The following is a 15,819-nucleotide window of genomic DNA, read 5'->3' on the forward strand; positions in this document are numbered from 1 at the left end:
GTTGGCCCCAGTTCACTGCCGCACAGGCAGCTTAGAAATCGAGGAGATGTTTGGCCATTTTCCCATTGTTGTTCACTGCCGCACAGGCAGCTTAGAAAAATGTCACGTCTGACTCTGCTACATCTTACTCGTTCACTGCCGCACAGGCAGCTTAGAAATTTCATGCTGTCGCTAAAGCTTTTCTGGGTCAGTTCACTGCCGCACAGGCAGCTTAGAAAGCTATAATACAAAGTAGCGGGGCGCTTGTGGTGTTCACTGCCGCACAGGCAGCTTAGAAAACATACTTTAATAGTGGACTCTAGTCCCATTTTGTTCACTGCCGCACAGGCAGCTTAGGTGATGAGTGACCGAAACGAAGTTTCGCAGCGCGAAGAAGTGAGGTCATGGATGACCGATGTAACCCCGCTCCAAGGACGGATTACTTACACTTTAGAGGCTGTTTTATGGACCCTGAATCAAGTTCAGGGAGACGAAGGTGTGAAATTTTCCATATGCGCGGCATAAAGCCCCGCCAACGAATCTTAGGTGATGAGTGACCGAAACGAAGTTTCGCAGCACTTCGATGTGAGGTCATGGCAGGTTTTTTGTTCCAGACAAAACCTAAGTACCTGCATCCATGCAGGCAATGACCGATGTAACCAAGCTCCAAGGATGGATTGCTCGCACTGTAGTGGCTGTTTCGTGGACCCTGAATCAAGTTCAGGGAGACGAAGGTGTGAATTTTCCATATGCGCGGCATAAAGCCCCGCCAACGGGCAAGGTGAAATGGCATGCTCGCCTCATACTCCGTCTTTCTGACGAAGGTCAGAATCCATAGTGTTTTGAGCTAGGATAGGTCATGGGGCTAAATGGTGTGTAGCTGAATTGACATGTGGACCCTGAAACTAGTTCAGGGAGACAAAGTTGGTTGAATTTTCTTAGCAGCTTTTAGCCTTTATGTGCGCGGCGTAAAGCCCCGCCAACGGGCTTAGGTGAAACGGCATGCTCCCCTCATACTCCGTCTTTCTGACGTAGGTCAGAATCCATTATTATTAGTAAGACTACAGAGCTAAATAACTTGTATTTGAATGACATATAGACCCTGAAACAAGTGAAAGCGGTGAGATAGGTATGTTTACTATGGGGAGTAAAGCTTTAGTCGTGAAGTCATAACACGCTGGTTTAAAAGACTATATCAGCCAAATTACCTACTTCGGGTAAAGGTAACCAAAACAAAAAGATTGTATTGTTATACTATAACAATTACAATAAATGCAATAATATAACATATTAAAACTCTCAACTATGAAAAAACAATTACCTGCATTAATATCTAGCTTACTCTGTTCTGGTGCCGCTTTTGCTAACACTGCGCAAGAGATTGAATCAATCGAAGTACTTAGCCATAAACAAGCTTATCGCGGCAATGTCGCGATTGCTGACTTACCTCAGTCAGTTTCAGTGGTGACCGCTGAGCAATTAGATGGTCTTGGTGTAAATAACTTTCAACATGCCCTAAATCAAGTTAGTGCGATTTCTACGCAAAACAATTTTGGCGGCTTGTGGGAAAGCTTTGCGATACGGGGCTTTGCAGGCGATGAAAACTTACCTTCGGCCTATCTGTTCAATGGCTTTAGTGCCGGTCGAGGCTACAGCGGCTTGCGTGATGTGTCTAATATTCAAGCGGTAGAGGTGTTAAAAGGACCAGGTTCTGCATTGTATGGTCGCAGTGAGCCTGGCGGCACCATCAATGTGATCACCAAAAAGCCACAGTTTGAGCAAAGTGGTTACGTGCAGCTTTCACTCGGTGAATATGACTACAAGCGGGTGGAAGGTGATTATACTAATTCTATTAATAGTACTGCGGCATTTAGGGTAAATGGTGCTGTAGAAAAGTCGCAGAGTTACCGTGATACCATTGAAACTGAGAAGGTTGCATTCACCCCGTCAATATTAATCAACCTCAGTGATGCAACGCAGCTTACCTACGAGCTAGAGTATGCAAATCAAGCCATACCTTTTGATCGCGGGGTGCCTGTTTTACCCGGTTTAGACTTACCAGAAAGCCGATTTTTAGGTGAGCCCAATGATGGTGCCATGAATGTCGATGCAATGGGTCATCAATTAGAATTGTCACATCAGTTAAATGATGACTGGTCTATCAGTGGTGGTGTGGGTATTCGGGAGTCATCATTAGAAGGGTATTCATCGGATACTGAACTGTCTCCGGGCCGTCAGTTACTTTATGTTGATGGTGAAACCGTTAGCCGTCAACGCCGCTACAGAGATTATGATGCCACAGATTTATCAGCAAGGGCTGAGCTCAGTGGAACATTTGCAGCAATGGGATTGACGCACAATGTGATGTTTGGCGCAGATATCTATGACTATAAACTAGAGACGCATCAACAGCGTTATCGAGTTGCTTGGGGCGCGGGTGACACAACGTATAGCGTAAATGTATTTAACCCTGTGTATGGTCAAACTGCACCTGAGCTAGCACCGACAGCTGATAATGTTGAGAAGCAAAAAGCATGGGGTATGTACTTTCAGGATCAGGTTAAGCTGAATAAAAACTTGCAGGTGCTGGTTGGTGCTCGATTCGATCGTTTCGAACAAACAATAGAAAATAAGCTTACTGGTGCAGATGCTGAACACACAGAATCAGAGTTTAGCCCGCGAGTGGGCGCTGTTTATACCTTTGATAATGGCGTTGATTGGTATGCCAGTTATTCAGCTGGATTTAGGCCAAATTCAGGGGCTGATCATTCAGGAAATACCTTTGAACCTGAAAACAGTAAGTCATTCGAGACCGGCGTAAAATGGCTACAAGATAGTGAAAATGTTGCGTTAACAATGGCTCTTTTTCGCTCGACAAAATCGAATATTCTTACGGCCGATCCGGTTAACTCTGGTTTTAGTGCGGCATTAGGTGAAGCCCAAAGTACAGGTGTTGAGGTTGACTTTTCATGGGAGCTCACTGAGCAGACTAACTTGAGCAGCAGCTACACTTATGTTGATGCGCATACCGTCAATGACATGGTTAATACCGACTGGGGCGTCGCAATTCCTGCCAATAGCCAATTGATCAATGTGCCAGAGCACAGTTTGAATATGGTACTGCGCCATTACACGCAAGTTATGGGGTATAGCGTTGATTTTGGTGTGAACTTACAATATGTCGGCACGCGATTGGGTGAAACAATCAACCCAGATTATGAATTACCAGCGTATACGCTAACGCATTTATTTGCCAATATTTCGCTTTCTGATGCTTTTATGTTGCAGTTTAATATTGATAATGCGTTGAATAAAAAGCACTACACCAATTCATACTCACATTTGTGGACTATGCCAGGGCAACCAGCTCAATTTAGAGCCAGTTTAAAATACCACTTTTAATCGATAATAAGGAGTGGGCGTACTCAGGCTACGCCCATTATTTTATGACGAATAACACCTTGAATAAGCGATTAGTATCTATCGATATTCTGCGCGGCTTAGTAATAGTGATCATGTTAATTGATCACACGCGAGAGCGGTTTTTCTTGCACCACCAAGTAGCAGATCCAATGGATATTGACACAACTGATCCTGCGCTGTTTTTTACGCGGTTACTCGCACACTTTTGTGCGCCTATTTTTGTTTTTTTGACAGGCCTGTCTGCATTTTTATATCAAAATCCAATCAATAAGCCTGCACGTAATGTGCAAAGCTTTTTGCTGAAGCGCGGTGCATTTTTAGTGTTGCTAGAAATAACCTTGGTTAATTTTTCATGGTTTGCCGCATATAACACGCTATATTTGCAAGTAATGTGGGCGATTGGTGTGAGTATGATCGCGTTAGCTGCTTTGAGCTATTTACCGAGACTGTGGTTACTTGGGTTGGGACTGGCTATTGTATTTGGGCATAATGCGTTGTCGCCGGTAACGTTTTTAGCTAATGAAACAGGATATACGCTTTGGGCCATATTACATGATAGGGGCTACCTTATTAGTGATGGGCTGGTTAAAGTTAAAGCCTCTTACCCCGTACTTCCTTGGATTGGGGTTATTACTTTGGGGTATGTCTGTGGCCCATTATTTACTCAATCAGTAGCGGCTGCCGTAAGGCAAAAAGCCTTAGTAGTTGGCGGCATTGCGTGCTTAGTGACACTGTGTATTTTAAGGTCTCTTAATTTGTATGGGGAGTCTCTCGACTTTGCAGTACAAAACACTTTAGTACTGTCTATTATGTCATTTTTGAATTACACCAAGTACCCGCCATCATTACCCTTTTTATTGTTTACGCTGGGTATCGGAGCGCTGATGTTAGCGTATTTTGAAAATGCACAAAGTAAAGTCAGTAATGTATTGCGTACATTTGGTTCTGTGCCATTGTTTTTTTATATTGTGCACTTATATGTATTGCTCGTGACGTACTTTGTCTTGCTACACCTCTTTGGCCCAACCCCGGGTCTTGCTGGCGTTGCCGGGTTTGAACTAGGGTTTTCTCACCTTGCGTGGATATGGCTCACAGCAGCAGTGCTGACAGGGCTGCTTTATAAGCTTTGTAAAATGTTTTCTGATTTTAAGCATAGCAGTAATACGTGGTGGGTTAAGTACCTGTAAAATATATAATCCGTGTACGGCGTTAATTGAAGTATAAGTTCATAAAGCAAAACCCTTATTAGGATTGACTAATAGGGGTTTTTTTATGTTTAGAGCTGGGCCTTTTTTAATCTACATATTGACCCTGAAACAAGTTCAGAGAGACGAAGTTGGTAGAATTTACTTGCCAACTTTTAGCCTTTATATGCGCGGCGTACAGTCCTGCCAATGGGCTTAGATGAAACGATATGCTCGCCTCATACTCCGTCTTTCTGACGAAGGTCAGAATCGATTGTGTTTAGAAATAAAATAGGTCATGGGGCTAAATGGGTGTAGCTGAATTGACATGGACCCTGAATCAAGTTCAGGGAGACGAAATGGGTTTAATTTACTTAACAACGTCTAGCCTTAATATGCGCGGCATAAAGCCCCGCCAACAGCTAAGACGAAACGCAATACTCGCCTCATACTCCGTCTTTCTGACGAAGGTCAGAATCCATTATTTTTTAGAAAGTAGATGGGATAAATGACATGTATTTGATTTGTTTTTGTTGACCCTGAAACCAGTTCAAGTAGACGGAGGGTTGAATTTTCTTAGTAACTTTTGGCTTTTGTATACGCGGCATAAAGCCCCACCAACGGGTAAGATTACTCGCAATACTCGCCTCATACTCCGTCTTTCTGACGAAGGTCAGAATCCATTGTGTTTAGAAATAAGATAGGTCATGGGGCTAAATGGTGTGTAGCTGAATTGACATGGACCCTGAAACCAGATCAGGGAGACGAAATGGGTTTAATTTATTTAACAATGTCTAGCCTTAATATGCGCGGCATAAAGCCCCGCCAACAGCTAAGACGAAACGCAATACTCGCCTCATACTCCGTCTTTCTGACGAAGGTCAGAGTCCATTATTTTTTAGAAAGTAGATGGATTAAATGACACGTATTTGATTTTTTTTTTGTGGACCCTGAAACCAGTTCAGGGAGACGAAGGGTTGAATTTTCTTAGTTACTTTTAGCCTTTATATACGCGGCATAAAGCCCCGCCAACAGCTAAGACGAAACGCAATACTCGCCTCAAACTCCGTCTTTCTGACGAAGGTCAGAATCCATTGTTTTTTAGAAAGCAGATGGATTAAATGACACGTATTTGAATTGTTATGTGGACCCTGAATCAAGTTCAGGGAGACGAAATGGGTTTAATTTACTTAAAACGTCTAGCCTTAATATGCGCGGCATAAAGCCCTGCCAACAGCTAAGACGAAACGTAATACTCGCCTTATACTCCGTCTTTCTGACGAAGGTCAGAATCCATTGTTTTACGGGCCCTTTTTTGATTGACGAGCTTTAGACTTCGAAATATCAGGCAAGTAAAAATAACAAACTGATCAAAGAGCAGGCATACTATGATGCGTCATAAGCTTGTAGGAGTGCATAAATGCAATGTTATGTAGTAGCGTTAAAAAAAGCTTTATTACAGCATGCTACCACTGAAAAGGCGCAAGCCAGTCAACGGTTTTTTACCCATGAAGTGTGTTGTATGGGTGTAAATGCTGCAGATATTAAAAAAGTCGTGAGTGAGTTTCATAATACACATAAAGGACTTTGCGCGAATGAGGTATTGGCCATTACTGAGGTTTTGCTCGCACAAGCACATTACAATGAGGAGATACTCACGGCGTTTGGTTTGCTCAATAAGTATGTGAAACGGCATTATGACGATAGCCTATTAACGCGATTTGAATATTGGTTAGAACATTACACAACCAATTGGTCCACGGTTGACGACTTATGCATTAAAACTATTTATTTGTTTTTGCTGTCTCGGCCACATTTAATCGAAAAAACGCAGCATTGGCGTCATTCTAAGGTGAGTTGGTGTCGCCGCGCGAGTAATGTGGTGTGGGTTAAGTTTATATATAGGCCAATCGCAAAAAAGGTGTATCAGCTAGATAAAAGCCTCGTGTTTTACAACTGTGATGTGTTGCTTGAAGACCCTGATGAGTTTGTGCAAAAAAGCCTTGGGTGGCTATTAAAAGTCACCGCAGTACATCATCATGATGCGGTTGTAGAGTACATAGAGCGCAACATTGAGCAGTTACAACGCGGCACACTGCGATATGCGATTGAAAAAATGACACCTCCTGTGCGCAAGCGCTTACTGACGTTGTAATACATATGAGCACACAGACACATAACCATTGCCAATGTGCTCAAAGGCGTTAGTGAGCTTATAAATCTAGGTAGAGTTTGAGCATATCTTTGTGTTGAATGCCATTTTCAAAAATAGCTTCATCGTAATGGGTAATAAAATGATCTTTAATCACGCTGTCGACCCGAAAACCGAGTTGTTGGTAATAGCTTAGTTGATAGCCAAAACTCCCTGTACCAAGTTCAATACGCGTAACATGTTTCGTGCGCATTTGTTGCATGGCAAAAGTAAGTAGCTCTGAGCCAATACCGCGTTTTTGATAATCTGGTTCGACCGATATATTGTGTACTTGAGCCGTGTTGTCAGCTATTAGCTTAGCAATACACGCAGCCACAATTTGATTGTTTTCTTTATAAACAAAGCACCAAGAATCATCCCGATATTTTAGAATGCTTTTTTCACATGGGTCGGCTTCTAATAAAAGTGATATAGGTACGTCATAACCAGAAACTTCGCTGAATTTCATGGGGTAATTCCTTTCATCAAATTTCACTAAAAATAGCGTTAGTTATTGTTTTTATGTGTTTTGAAACACTAAAAATAGGATTGAGTCGTGCCTCAATGAAAGTTTACATTACCTTAACACGTGGCACATGTACAACGATACATGTACCATAATTTTAAAATAATGGGGCGATAGCCAGTGATGTTTTACGCAGTAACACGCCAAGAAGGGAAGCGGTAATATGGTTTAGCTTCTGTCATAGCTAGCTTTATAGAGCTGCTTGAGATCTCACTAAAGTTATTATTTACTTCAATATCGTTACCGTGAAAATCCAGCAGGTTATTTTCTCAGGTAAATGGCTCTTCATTTAGTCACATCAAAGTGTGAGCTCTACACTCGGTGTGCATCGGTTACTTTCGTTAAAAATTGCAGAATAGTCGCGGCTTTTTGTGGATTGATAGCGTCAGAGTGTGGTGCTGAAAACTGTTGACTGTCATTGTCAAAATAATGCCCAGCTGCATTATTGAACCGGTCAGTGAGCGAAGCTTCAACAAGAATATTTGCACCAATTTCAATATCATTACCTTGTACTCCAAAGCCTTCATTGACCATTTTGCTATTGAGCATGGATCCCGGGTTTACAGCCACAACCATAGGCCCCGTGGTTGCACACTCTACACCAATAAAATGTGACCAACATGTCAGTGCTAATTTACTTTGCGCATAAGCGCTCATATCATCGAGCTGCATTTTACCTTGCATAGCTGCCACCTCTACAGGCGCTTGCGCCGCTGATGACAAGTTAACAACACGACTTGTATTACAAAATAAGGGAGTAAGTCCTTTCATTAATAAATACGGCGCGATGGTATTGACCATAAAGCGCACATCGAGCCCTGAATCTGTTTGCCGTTGCGCTATTTTAAAGACACCCCCATTATTAATGAGCACATCTAACGTACTGTGTTGTTGCGTGACGGCTTGAATAAGCTTTGTAATGTCATTAAATTTTGAAAGATCAGCAGTGTAGCACTCGACTTCACCTACATTTGGTTCTGACAATAATTGTTGTTTTACGGTCGCCAGTTTTTCTGAGTTTCGACCATGGATCAGTAAATGATGTCCTTGACTGGCAAGTTGCTTGGCTGTTGCAAGCCCTATCCCGTCAGTAGCACCGGTAATGAGTATTTTCTTTTTCATAACGCTTATTCCTAATTTAGTACTTGTTTGAAAAGCAATGGGGTTGTTTTTCGACTCAATCATTGTCGGTATTTCTGTGCGTTTTACACAGTACAGTTGCTAGGTATATTGATAGCATAATTGGAGAGTAAACAAATGATAATCGTATATTTAAGTGAAACACTTTATAGGTTTTTTTGATAATTTGAATTTGGTTTAACCTATCCTATCCACTTATTGCGATTATAGATTGACTGATAAAGAACGCGTTGTGAGAAAAAGCTTATCAGTTGTATCAAGCAGTAAGTAAAACCCCTGCGTAGGTGTGTTTTCAATATGCAGATGATAATGGAGCGCAAAATCACATGAATAATCAGCACAATTGGTGATGGATATTCAAGCTGTGGGTTAGCTTAACTGAAATGCCACAAAACACAGTAGTGCCAGCTAGCTTAGCACTACTGTGTGATCATCGAACAGTTCGATTAATAGACGGTAAAGTAACCCACATTCACTTCACCTTCGTGGTACAAAGCATTGAGCTGGTGGTAGTGCACTTGCATAGAGAGTTTGGCATAGTCGGTTTGCAATGACATTCCTCCAGTATCTCTTGGGATTGAATACATGCAGTGTGTTTCACTGTGAAAATAGTGAGGTTCACTCGGTTGGGTAAAATAATTGACTTGATTTTCTGAGCAATTTTGTAATACATAGCCCGCATTGGCGAGCTGTTGTTGCACGGCTTGTACTTGCCGACCATACTCTAATACTTCGGCGGTTGTGTAATACCCTGACGCTAAATCTACATTGCTTGCCGCAGACGACAAACTAACGAAACAAGCGACAGTTGCAAACGTTGCAGTTACTAAATTTTTCACAAAAAATATCCTTCTAAATTATATTGCGTGAAGGCCAGGTAACATTGAAATAATGTTAATTGCTGGCGCTAGCCATTAGACGACCAAACTATGAAAGTTTTTTTAAATCAGTATTTAAAGTTAAAGCTCTAATTTATCTTTTTTGTAATTAATGTAGTGCAGCTGTAAATTTTTGTGTGCAATTTAATATGGCTTATTTATATAGTTTCTATTGTATTATTTTACTTTCACCTGTAGATTCCGTCGCTTTTTTTAAAGTCAAAATTGGCTGATATTAACCCAATAAGGAACGTGAAAATGATTGATTATTCAGTATTACCTATGTTTTTAGCTGCTTGTTTTATCTTGGTGATTTCACCCGGGCCTGATCTGTTGCTGATTGGTAGTTATTCATCAAAACAAGGCGTTAAAAGTGGCGCCGCGATTACATTGGGTATTTTTGTGGCTGGCATACTACAAACGTTGTTAGTCGCTTTTGGCTTAGCGAAGTTGCTTACGATAATACCTATGTTGTCTGTTGCTCTTAAATTAATGGGGGCGCTGTACTTTTTGTGGTTAGGGCTCAAATTAATAAAGCAGTGGTATGTACATGAGGTGGCAAGTGCACCCTCTTTACAATCAATAAATAAAAGCGATGTACAACTTTTCTTCATAGGTATGCTGAATAACATTTTAAACCCAAAGGCACTGCTTTTCTTCGCGTTATTTTTGCCACAATTCACACACAATGGGACCGATATATTTCTACAGATTTTAACGTTAGGGTGTATATTGAGTTTGATCGCACTGCTGACTAACTTGGCGTTAAGCCAAATGTTTAGCCTCGCGGGGAAGAAGCTGGCTAATAAGTTTAAAATCGGCCGATATGTTGACGGCATACTAGGATTGCTTTTCATTACATTAGCGGGCCGCTTGGCCTTTAGTAGTGAGCAAGGTGCATAAACTGGAAAGGGGCTTTACAGCGTGCAGATAGACGCAAAGTTGTGGCAGCTTTATTGTGACGTATATTTTTCCTCACATAGTGTAAACACAAATATATTAGGTTTAACTGATGGGGTAAAAGGTGCGATTATCTCTGTTTGGAATCCATTTGGGCAAACGCTTACTCTCCAACAAAATGCGCTGTTTTCACGTAAGGTGCTTACATACTTAAATAGTAAAGCGATACCTTATTTTTTGTTATGGGGTGGCTCAAAAGACATGACTTATAGAGAGTTAAGTGTGTTTGTTCGTGTAGATAGTACACGTGCCTGTCAGCTTGCTCAGCAATTTAAGCAATTGGCCTATTATTATGTTGATAATGGCATATTGATACTTATCAATAGTCACAATAGGCAACAGCGAACAGTTGTAGGGGGGTTACATCGACGTGTTTTAAAAGTGTCAGGTTTACATAAGTGGCGTAATGCTCTTACTGCGGGCAATTTAGCCATCGCTAAATCATAAATGTTAAAGGTACACGTGTTAAGGAAGTAATTAATGATAAGAACAATGACTAAAGCCGATTTCATCGCCTTCTGGCCCACATTTGAAGCGGTTATTTTAGCTCAAGAAACTTATGCATTTGACCCCGATATGACCTGTGAACAGGCTTATAGTGTGTGGTGTGAGAGTGCATTAGTCAGCTATGTATATGAAGAAAATAATAAGATACTGGGCTCATATTATTTAAAAGCCAATGGCATGGGTCCAAGCAGTCATATTAGTAATTGTGGCTATATGGTCAGTGAACTTGCCAGGGGCAAAGGCATTGCCAGTGCTCTATGTGAGCATTCACAACACATTGCCATTGAACTGGGTTTTGCTGCGATGCAGTATAACAGTGTGGTGTCGTCAAATGAGGTGGCGATTAAGCTATGGGGAAAATTGGGGTATAAAATCATAGGCACCATTCCACAGGCATATCGTCATGGAACGTTAGGGTATATCGATAGTTACATTATGCATAAACAGTTGTTGCCACCGAGGGTAACAGGTGTACAGACGACATGAAAGATGCCGTTGCCTACCTAATTTAAAGTGGATTAACAGTGTATTTATAGGTTAATAACGCTTGAATAAACTCAAGAAATTTTGCATTAGTGCTATGCCATAAGCTCGTCTAAACTAATGAGATGTTTCTCTAAATAAGAAGGTTATAATGCGGTTAAAAGTACGTTTGGCTGCGGTGTTACTTTTTACTTCACTACTGCCGTTGTTGGTTGTATTTGTATTGAGTGTAACTCACAGTGCAGAGCAATCACGAAGCTTAAGCATTCAAGGTACGCTCGCTCAAGTTGGCAATGCTGCTGCATTATTTGAACGCTACTTTAGTAACAGAAAAGCCGAAATTGCGTTGATGGCACGTGATCCTCGGGTGCAAAGCATGGACTTTGTTAAAATGAGACCGTTTTTAATCGATGAAAAAAATCGGCAAAACAATGTCTATGAAAAGTTCATTGTGGGCACAAAAGATGGTAGTTTTCATAACACCGAAGGGGGCAACCCTCACCAGCAAATGAAACGCACTTTTGATGACACTCAGCCATTTTCAGTGCAAAAAACCATTAAAAAACGAGACTATTGGCGAACGACGGTTGGTGACAATGTCGGTAATAGACAGATTACATTCGTGTCTGATCCGATGATCTCGTATACCACGGGGGTTAGACAAATCGTGGTGAGTGCGAGCATATTAAACAGCAAAGATAAGGTCGTTGGGCTACTTGGTGGCAGTGTTCCATGGCGTGAAATAGACCGTTTGGTGTCTGTGGTTCAAAACAAGATTATGACCATGTTTGCTGAAAATACGCGTCTAATGTTGGTTTCGAATTATGGCTACTATATGTACCACTGGGATCCGAATAAAGTTATACAATTAAAAAAGCATAATGATACCTGGGTACTCAATGAGATTGGCGAAAAGGAATCTGTTAGGCTTAAAATTAATGAAGAAGAAGACGAAGCAATACGCTCATTAGGCATAAAAATGCTGGCCGGGCATACTGGGTTTGCTGAACTCAAAGATGCCGATACTTCACAGTTACAACATGTCTTTTTTGCCCCAATCCCTTCAACAGGCTACAGCATTGCTGTTGTTGTACCAAATCGCGTTATATTTGAACCTGTTGAGTCATTAAAGCAGGTTTTATGGGGCACCTTTTTTATTGTATTCATTGTTGTTATTGCTTTTTCGCTCAAACTATCGGGGCAGCTTTATGCACCAATACATGCTTTGACAAAAGCGGCCAAAGCGTTGTCGAATGGCGATTTCACTTACAAAGTTGTTAACCATCGTAAAGATGAATTAGGAGAGCTTAGCCAAGCATTTGTTAAAATGCGAGATCAAGTTCATACACGGGAATATGAATTGGAAAAGCATGTAAAAGACCGAACACAGGCTTTGGAATATGCAAAAGAACGTGCTCAGCATGCTGTACAGGTTAAAAGCCGCTTTTTGGCCAATATGAGTCATGAAATTAGAACGCCTTTAAATGGTTTATTGGGAATGCTTGAGTTACTGAAGTTGCAGTCTAAGTTAGATGCAGAGCAAACAAAAATGCTCACCATGGGAGCCAGTGCAGGGCAACACTTACTATCACTTGTGAATGATATCTTAGACATATCTAAACTGGAAGAAGGCCACGTTGAGTTAGTCATAGAAGACTTTTTGATGACGGAGTTATTAGATGACGTATTAGTTATGTTGCAACCCCTTGCTGCGCGAAAGTCGCTAGAGTTAATGGTACATTGTGATGATGCTGTACCAAGTGCTATTAAAACAGATAAAGTGCGCTTGAAGCAGCTGCTGGTGAACTTAGTGAGTAATGCAATTAAGTTTACCTCACAAGGTAGTATCAAAATCATTATTTCAGCGCGGCCTGAGCAACAGCAATATCGCTTGATTTTTAATGTTATTGATACGGGGATAGGCATAAAGTCTGCTCAGTTAGAACACATATTCTTACCGTTTCAGCAAGCCGACGATAGTACCACAAGAGAATATGGTGGAACGGGGTTGGGGTTGAGTATTTGCAGAGAACTTGCAGTATTACTGGGCGGAAGTATTGAAATTAGCTCTGAATATACCCAAGGAACACACGTAACTTTTGACATCTTAGTTAGCAAAGGTGAGGCTAAAGATGAATCTGTTTGTTTAACTGAAGCGCACTCCCTGTTATCTGGTAAAGTACTCGTAGCGGAAGATAATCCGATTAATCAAATGGTAATAAGTGCCATGTTGAGTAAGTTGGGTATGGACGTAAAAATAGCAGATGATGGCGTACTGGTGCTAGAGCAGCTTAGTTTAGAGCCTTATGACTTGGTTTTGATGGATATGCATATGCCGAATATGGATGGCGTAGAGGCGACTAAGCAGATCCGCCGTGATGCTCGCTGGAGTAATTTGCCGATAATTGCGACGACTGCCAATGTTTTGCCGCAAGACATCGCATTATGTTTTAGTGCTGGCATGGATGATCACTTAGCCAAACCGTTGCAATTGGCGCAGTTACGACGTGCATTAGTACGTTGGCTCCCCAAAAAGGTGGGTACCTAAAAAGAGTTTTTGGCTAATTTCATGTAATATATAGAAAATAACAATGTGCATAGCACAAGTACTCATAAGGAATGAGCATGAGTATACGAATTTTTCAAGGGCTTGGTATTATAGCCCTGTTATTATTTTTGTTGTATAAACCCATCATTTTTACATCTTCTGTGGCTAAAGAGCCCTTACCTTATAACGCGAAAATAGCTGCTAATACAAAGCGTATTTTAGGTATTGATGTGTCTCATCAACAAGGTGATATTAATTGGCAAAAAGTCGCACAGGCGGGGGTGTCTTTTGCGTATTTAAAAGCCTCAGATGGTGTGACCTATCAAGATCCTGCCTTTGTAACGTATGCTAATTCGATAACGCAAACTTCTTTATTGGTTGGTGCATATCATTTTTTCGAAGCTGAAGATGATCCAATTGCTCAAGCTAAAAACTTTATAAATCAGGTTAAATCAGTTGATATGTCGCTTTTGCCTATGGTGGATGTGGAAATAACTAAAAATCAAACTCCTCACGTTATCGCATCACGATTACACGCGTATTTGCAGTATGTTAATGCATCTTTAGGGTGCAAACCCATTATTTATAGTTCGCGTAATTTTTGGAGCAAAAATATTGGCGCTACCTTTGCGGCTTATCCAGTTTGGCTAGCCGAATATAATGCGACATTAACACCACCGAAAGGCATCGATAACGTTGTACTGTGGCAATATTCAGATAAAGGCAAGATAGCGGGTATAAACCATGAGGTTGACCTAGACCGAGTATTAAGCGCTCAACAGGGGTTGGAGTCATTAAAATGCAAATATTAGGTAAGGCCATCTCCATAGAGCGCGTTATTTATGATGGCGACGGGGTAGCGAGTCGGTGGGGGTTTATTACGTTTGCGATGCTATGCGTATCGCTACTTGGTTTGAATATACAAAGTGATATAAACTTAAATATATTCAGTCACCAGTCTGCTTCGTTATATGACCATAACACCCATTATTTAGCTGAAATAGAAGACAATCTGTTGAAGGACTTTGGGCAGTTAAATGCTTTAATGACACAGTTAAAAAGCAGTTTGAATACCTCAGTAAATAACGCGTTGTGGAGTAAAGATGTTTCCGTAATCTATCATGAGTTTGTTGCCATTTTAAGCTCTGGTAGCCACTATGTTTTGTCAGCTATCGCTGTGGTGGGTGGTCTGCAAATCGTGAATTATCTCAGTGATTGGTTAGCGCCCATTATTTTTAATGTATTACTGGGGTATATGTCGGTATGGGGTGTGTTGATGTCACTCAAACCACGACTGATTCATCAGGCTACATTACAATGGGTAAGTAAGCTATTGGGTGTAACATGGTTGTGTATGTATGTCGTGATCCCGTACTCAATCCATATTAGCTCAGCTGTCACTCATGAAATAGAAACACATTTTCATAACACGATTAGTCATGATTATTTTGCTTCAATAGGCCAAGATATAAGCCAGACAGCGCACAAAATGCAATCAAAAAGTAATGAATTTGATAAACAGGGAGCGGCCAAGTCGATGGAGCCGGCGTTTACATCAAAAATTGCTCAGGCTCAATTACAAAGAGGTGCGAAGGTGATAATGACTGCGCTAGCACACTCCGTCATATCATTGTTACTGGCTCCCCTAAGTATTGGCTTTGTATTGTATTTAGTTTTTTGCCATGTATTGCGCGGACTGACTCGTCAGGAGGTGCGGTCAACGCCTGTGTGTGGAGACCCCGTACCTATTACACCTTTAAAGTGATTCTGTGAGAGCGGGAGAAGCTCTGTTTCAAGTAATATAGTTTATTTGGTCGTTATTCAATAATAACGACAGGTAAAATAGTGGGTTGTCGCGTAATCCTGCTGCGCAGCCCATTCAGTACTGCTGTATTTTGAAACTAATTTAATCATCAAATAAACAAAGAGCTCCAAATATTGAGTGTTAAGAGCTGTGGCGATTTCGCTAGTGTAACCCCTTGCCTAATCACAGAGTTACC

The 15,819-nt window shown here is 41.2% G+C and carries 12 protein-coding genes and 1 CRISPR repeat array (1 of these 13 only partly in view); of the genes, 9 read left to right on the forward strand and 3 right to left on the reverse strand.

The genetic code is table 11. From position 1 onward, the window contains the following. Positions 1-339: a CRISPR direct-repeat array (repeat unit 28 nt; unit sequence GTTCACTGCCGCACAGGCAGCTTAGAAA); it begins 471 nt to the left of the window's first position. 945 nt (positions 340-1,284) lie between these two features. The 3 genes from PCIT_RS22040 to PCIT_RS22050 all read left to right on the forward strand — a co-directional run bounded on the left by PCIT_RS22040 (position 1,285) and on the right by PCIT_RS22050 (position 6,741). Next, entirely contained in the window at positions 1,285-3,381 is a 2,097-nt protein-coding gene (locus PCIT_RS22040) for a TonB-dependent siderophore receptor (protein WP_010367491.1), read from the forward strand. A 59-nt stretch (positions 3,382-3,440) separates the two neighbouring features. Then, positions 3,441-4,589, forward strand: coding sequence for an acetyltransferase domain-containing protein (locus PCIT_RS22045; protein ID WP_238348048.1), 1,149 nt, complete (start codon positions 3,441-3,443; stop codon positions 4,587-4,589). 1,417 nt (positions 4,590-6,006) lie between these two features. After that, positions 6,007-6,741, forward strand: a complete 735-nt coding sequence (locus PCIT_RS22050; protein ID WP_010367495.1) for a DNA alkylation repair protein — start codon at positions 6,007-6,009, stop codon at positions 6,739-6,741. A gap of 58 nt (positions 6,742-6,799) precedes the next feature. On the opposite strand, the gene PCIT_RS22055 is transcribed toward PCIT_RS22050, so the two are convergent. From PCIT_RS22055 to PCIT_RS22065, 3 genes are all read right to left on the reverse strand, one after another. Continuing rightward, on the reverse strand, positions 6,800-7,246 hold the full coding sequence (locus PCIT_RS22055) for a GNAT family N-acetyltransferase (protein ID WP_010367496.1): 447 nt from the start codon (positions 7,244-7,246) through the stop codon (positions 6,800-6,802). A 369-nt stretch (positions 7,247-7,615) separates the two neighbouring features. Then, positions 7,616-8,425: an SDR family NAD(P)-dependent oxidoreductase gene (locus tag PCIT_RS22060; RefSeq protein ID WP_010367497.1), complete on the reverse strand. Its 810-nt coding sequence runs from the start codon at positions 8,423-8,425 to the stop codon at positions 7,616-7,618. Positions 8,426-8,889: 464 nt separating this feature from the next. Then, positions 8,890-9,282 carry a hypothetical protein gene (locus tag PCIT_RS22065; protein WP_010367498.1) on the reverse strand — a complete coding sequence of 131 codons (393 nt, stop codon included), beginning with the start codon at positions 9,280-9,282 and terminating at the stop codon, positions 8,890-8,892. 297 nt (positions 9,283-9,579) lie between these two features. On the opposite strand from PCIT_RS22065, the gene PCIT_RS22070 reads away from it, so the two are divergent. The 6 genes from PCIT_RS22070 to PCIT_RS22095 all read left to right on the forward strand — a co-directional run bounded on the left by PCIT_RS22070 (position 9,580) and on the right by PCIT_RS22095 (position 15,584). Beyond that, positions 9,580-10,224, forward strand: coding sequence for a LysE family translocator (locus PCIT_RS22070; protein ID WP_010367499.1), 645 nt, complete (start codon positions 9,580-9,582; stop codon positions 10,222-10,224). A gap of 21 nt (positions 10,225-10,245) precedes the next feature. Continuing rightward, on the forward strand, positions 10,246-10,728 hold the full coding sequence (locus tag PCIT_RS22075; protein WP_010367500.1) for a DUF3293 domain-containing protein: 483 nt from the start codon (positions 10,246-10,248) through the stop codon (positions 10,726-10,728). Positions 10,729-10,761: 33 nt separating this feature from the next. Beyond that, positions 10,762-11,274 (forward strand): GNAT family N-acetyltransferase, encoded by a 513-nt coding sequence (locus PCIT_RS22080; protein ID WP_010367501.1) that lies wholly within the window; start codon positions 10,762-10,764, stop codon positions 11,272-11,274. Between the two features lie 148 nt (positions 11,275-11,422). After that, entirely contained in the window at positions 11,423-13,819 is a 2,397-nt protein-coding gene (locus tag PCIT_RS22085) for a hybrid sensor histidine kinase/response regulator (RefSeq protein ID WP_010367502.1), read from the forward strand. A gap of 77 nt (positions 13,820-13,896) precedes the next feature. Beyond that, positions 13,897-14,631 carry a glycoside hydrolase family 25 protein gene (locus tag PCIT_RS22090; protein ID WP_010367503.1) on the forward strand — a complete coding sequence of 245 codons (735 nt, stop codon included), beginning with the start codon at positions 13,897-13,899 and terminating at the stop codon, positions 14,629-14,631. Continuing rightward, positions 14,619-15,584 carry a hypothetical protein gene (locus PCIT_RS22095; RefSeq protein ID WP_010367504.1) on the forward strand — a complete coding sequence of 322 codons (966 nt, stop codon included), beginning with the start codon at positions 14,619-14,621 and terminating at the stop codon, positions 15,582-15,584. Before PCIT_RS22090 ends, PCIT_RS22095 begins: the two co-directional genes overlap by 13 nt. Positions 15,585-15,819: the final 235 nt, after the last annotated feature.

Source organism: Pseudoalteromonas citrea (assembly GCF_000238375.3).
GTDB classification, from domain to species: Bacteria; Pseudomonadota; Gammaproteobacteria; order Enterobacterales; family Alteromonadaceae; genus Pseudoalteromonas; species Pseudoalteromonas citrea.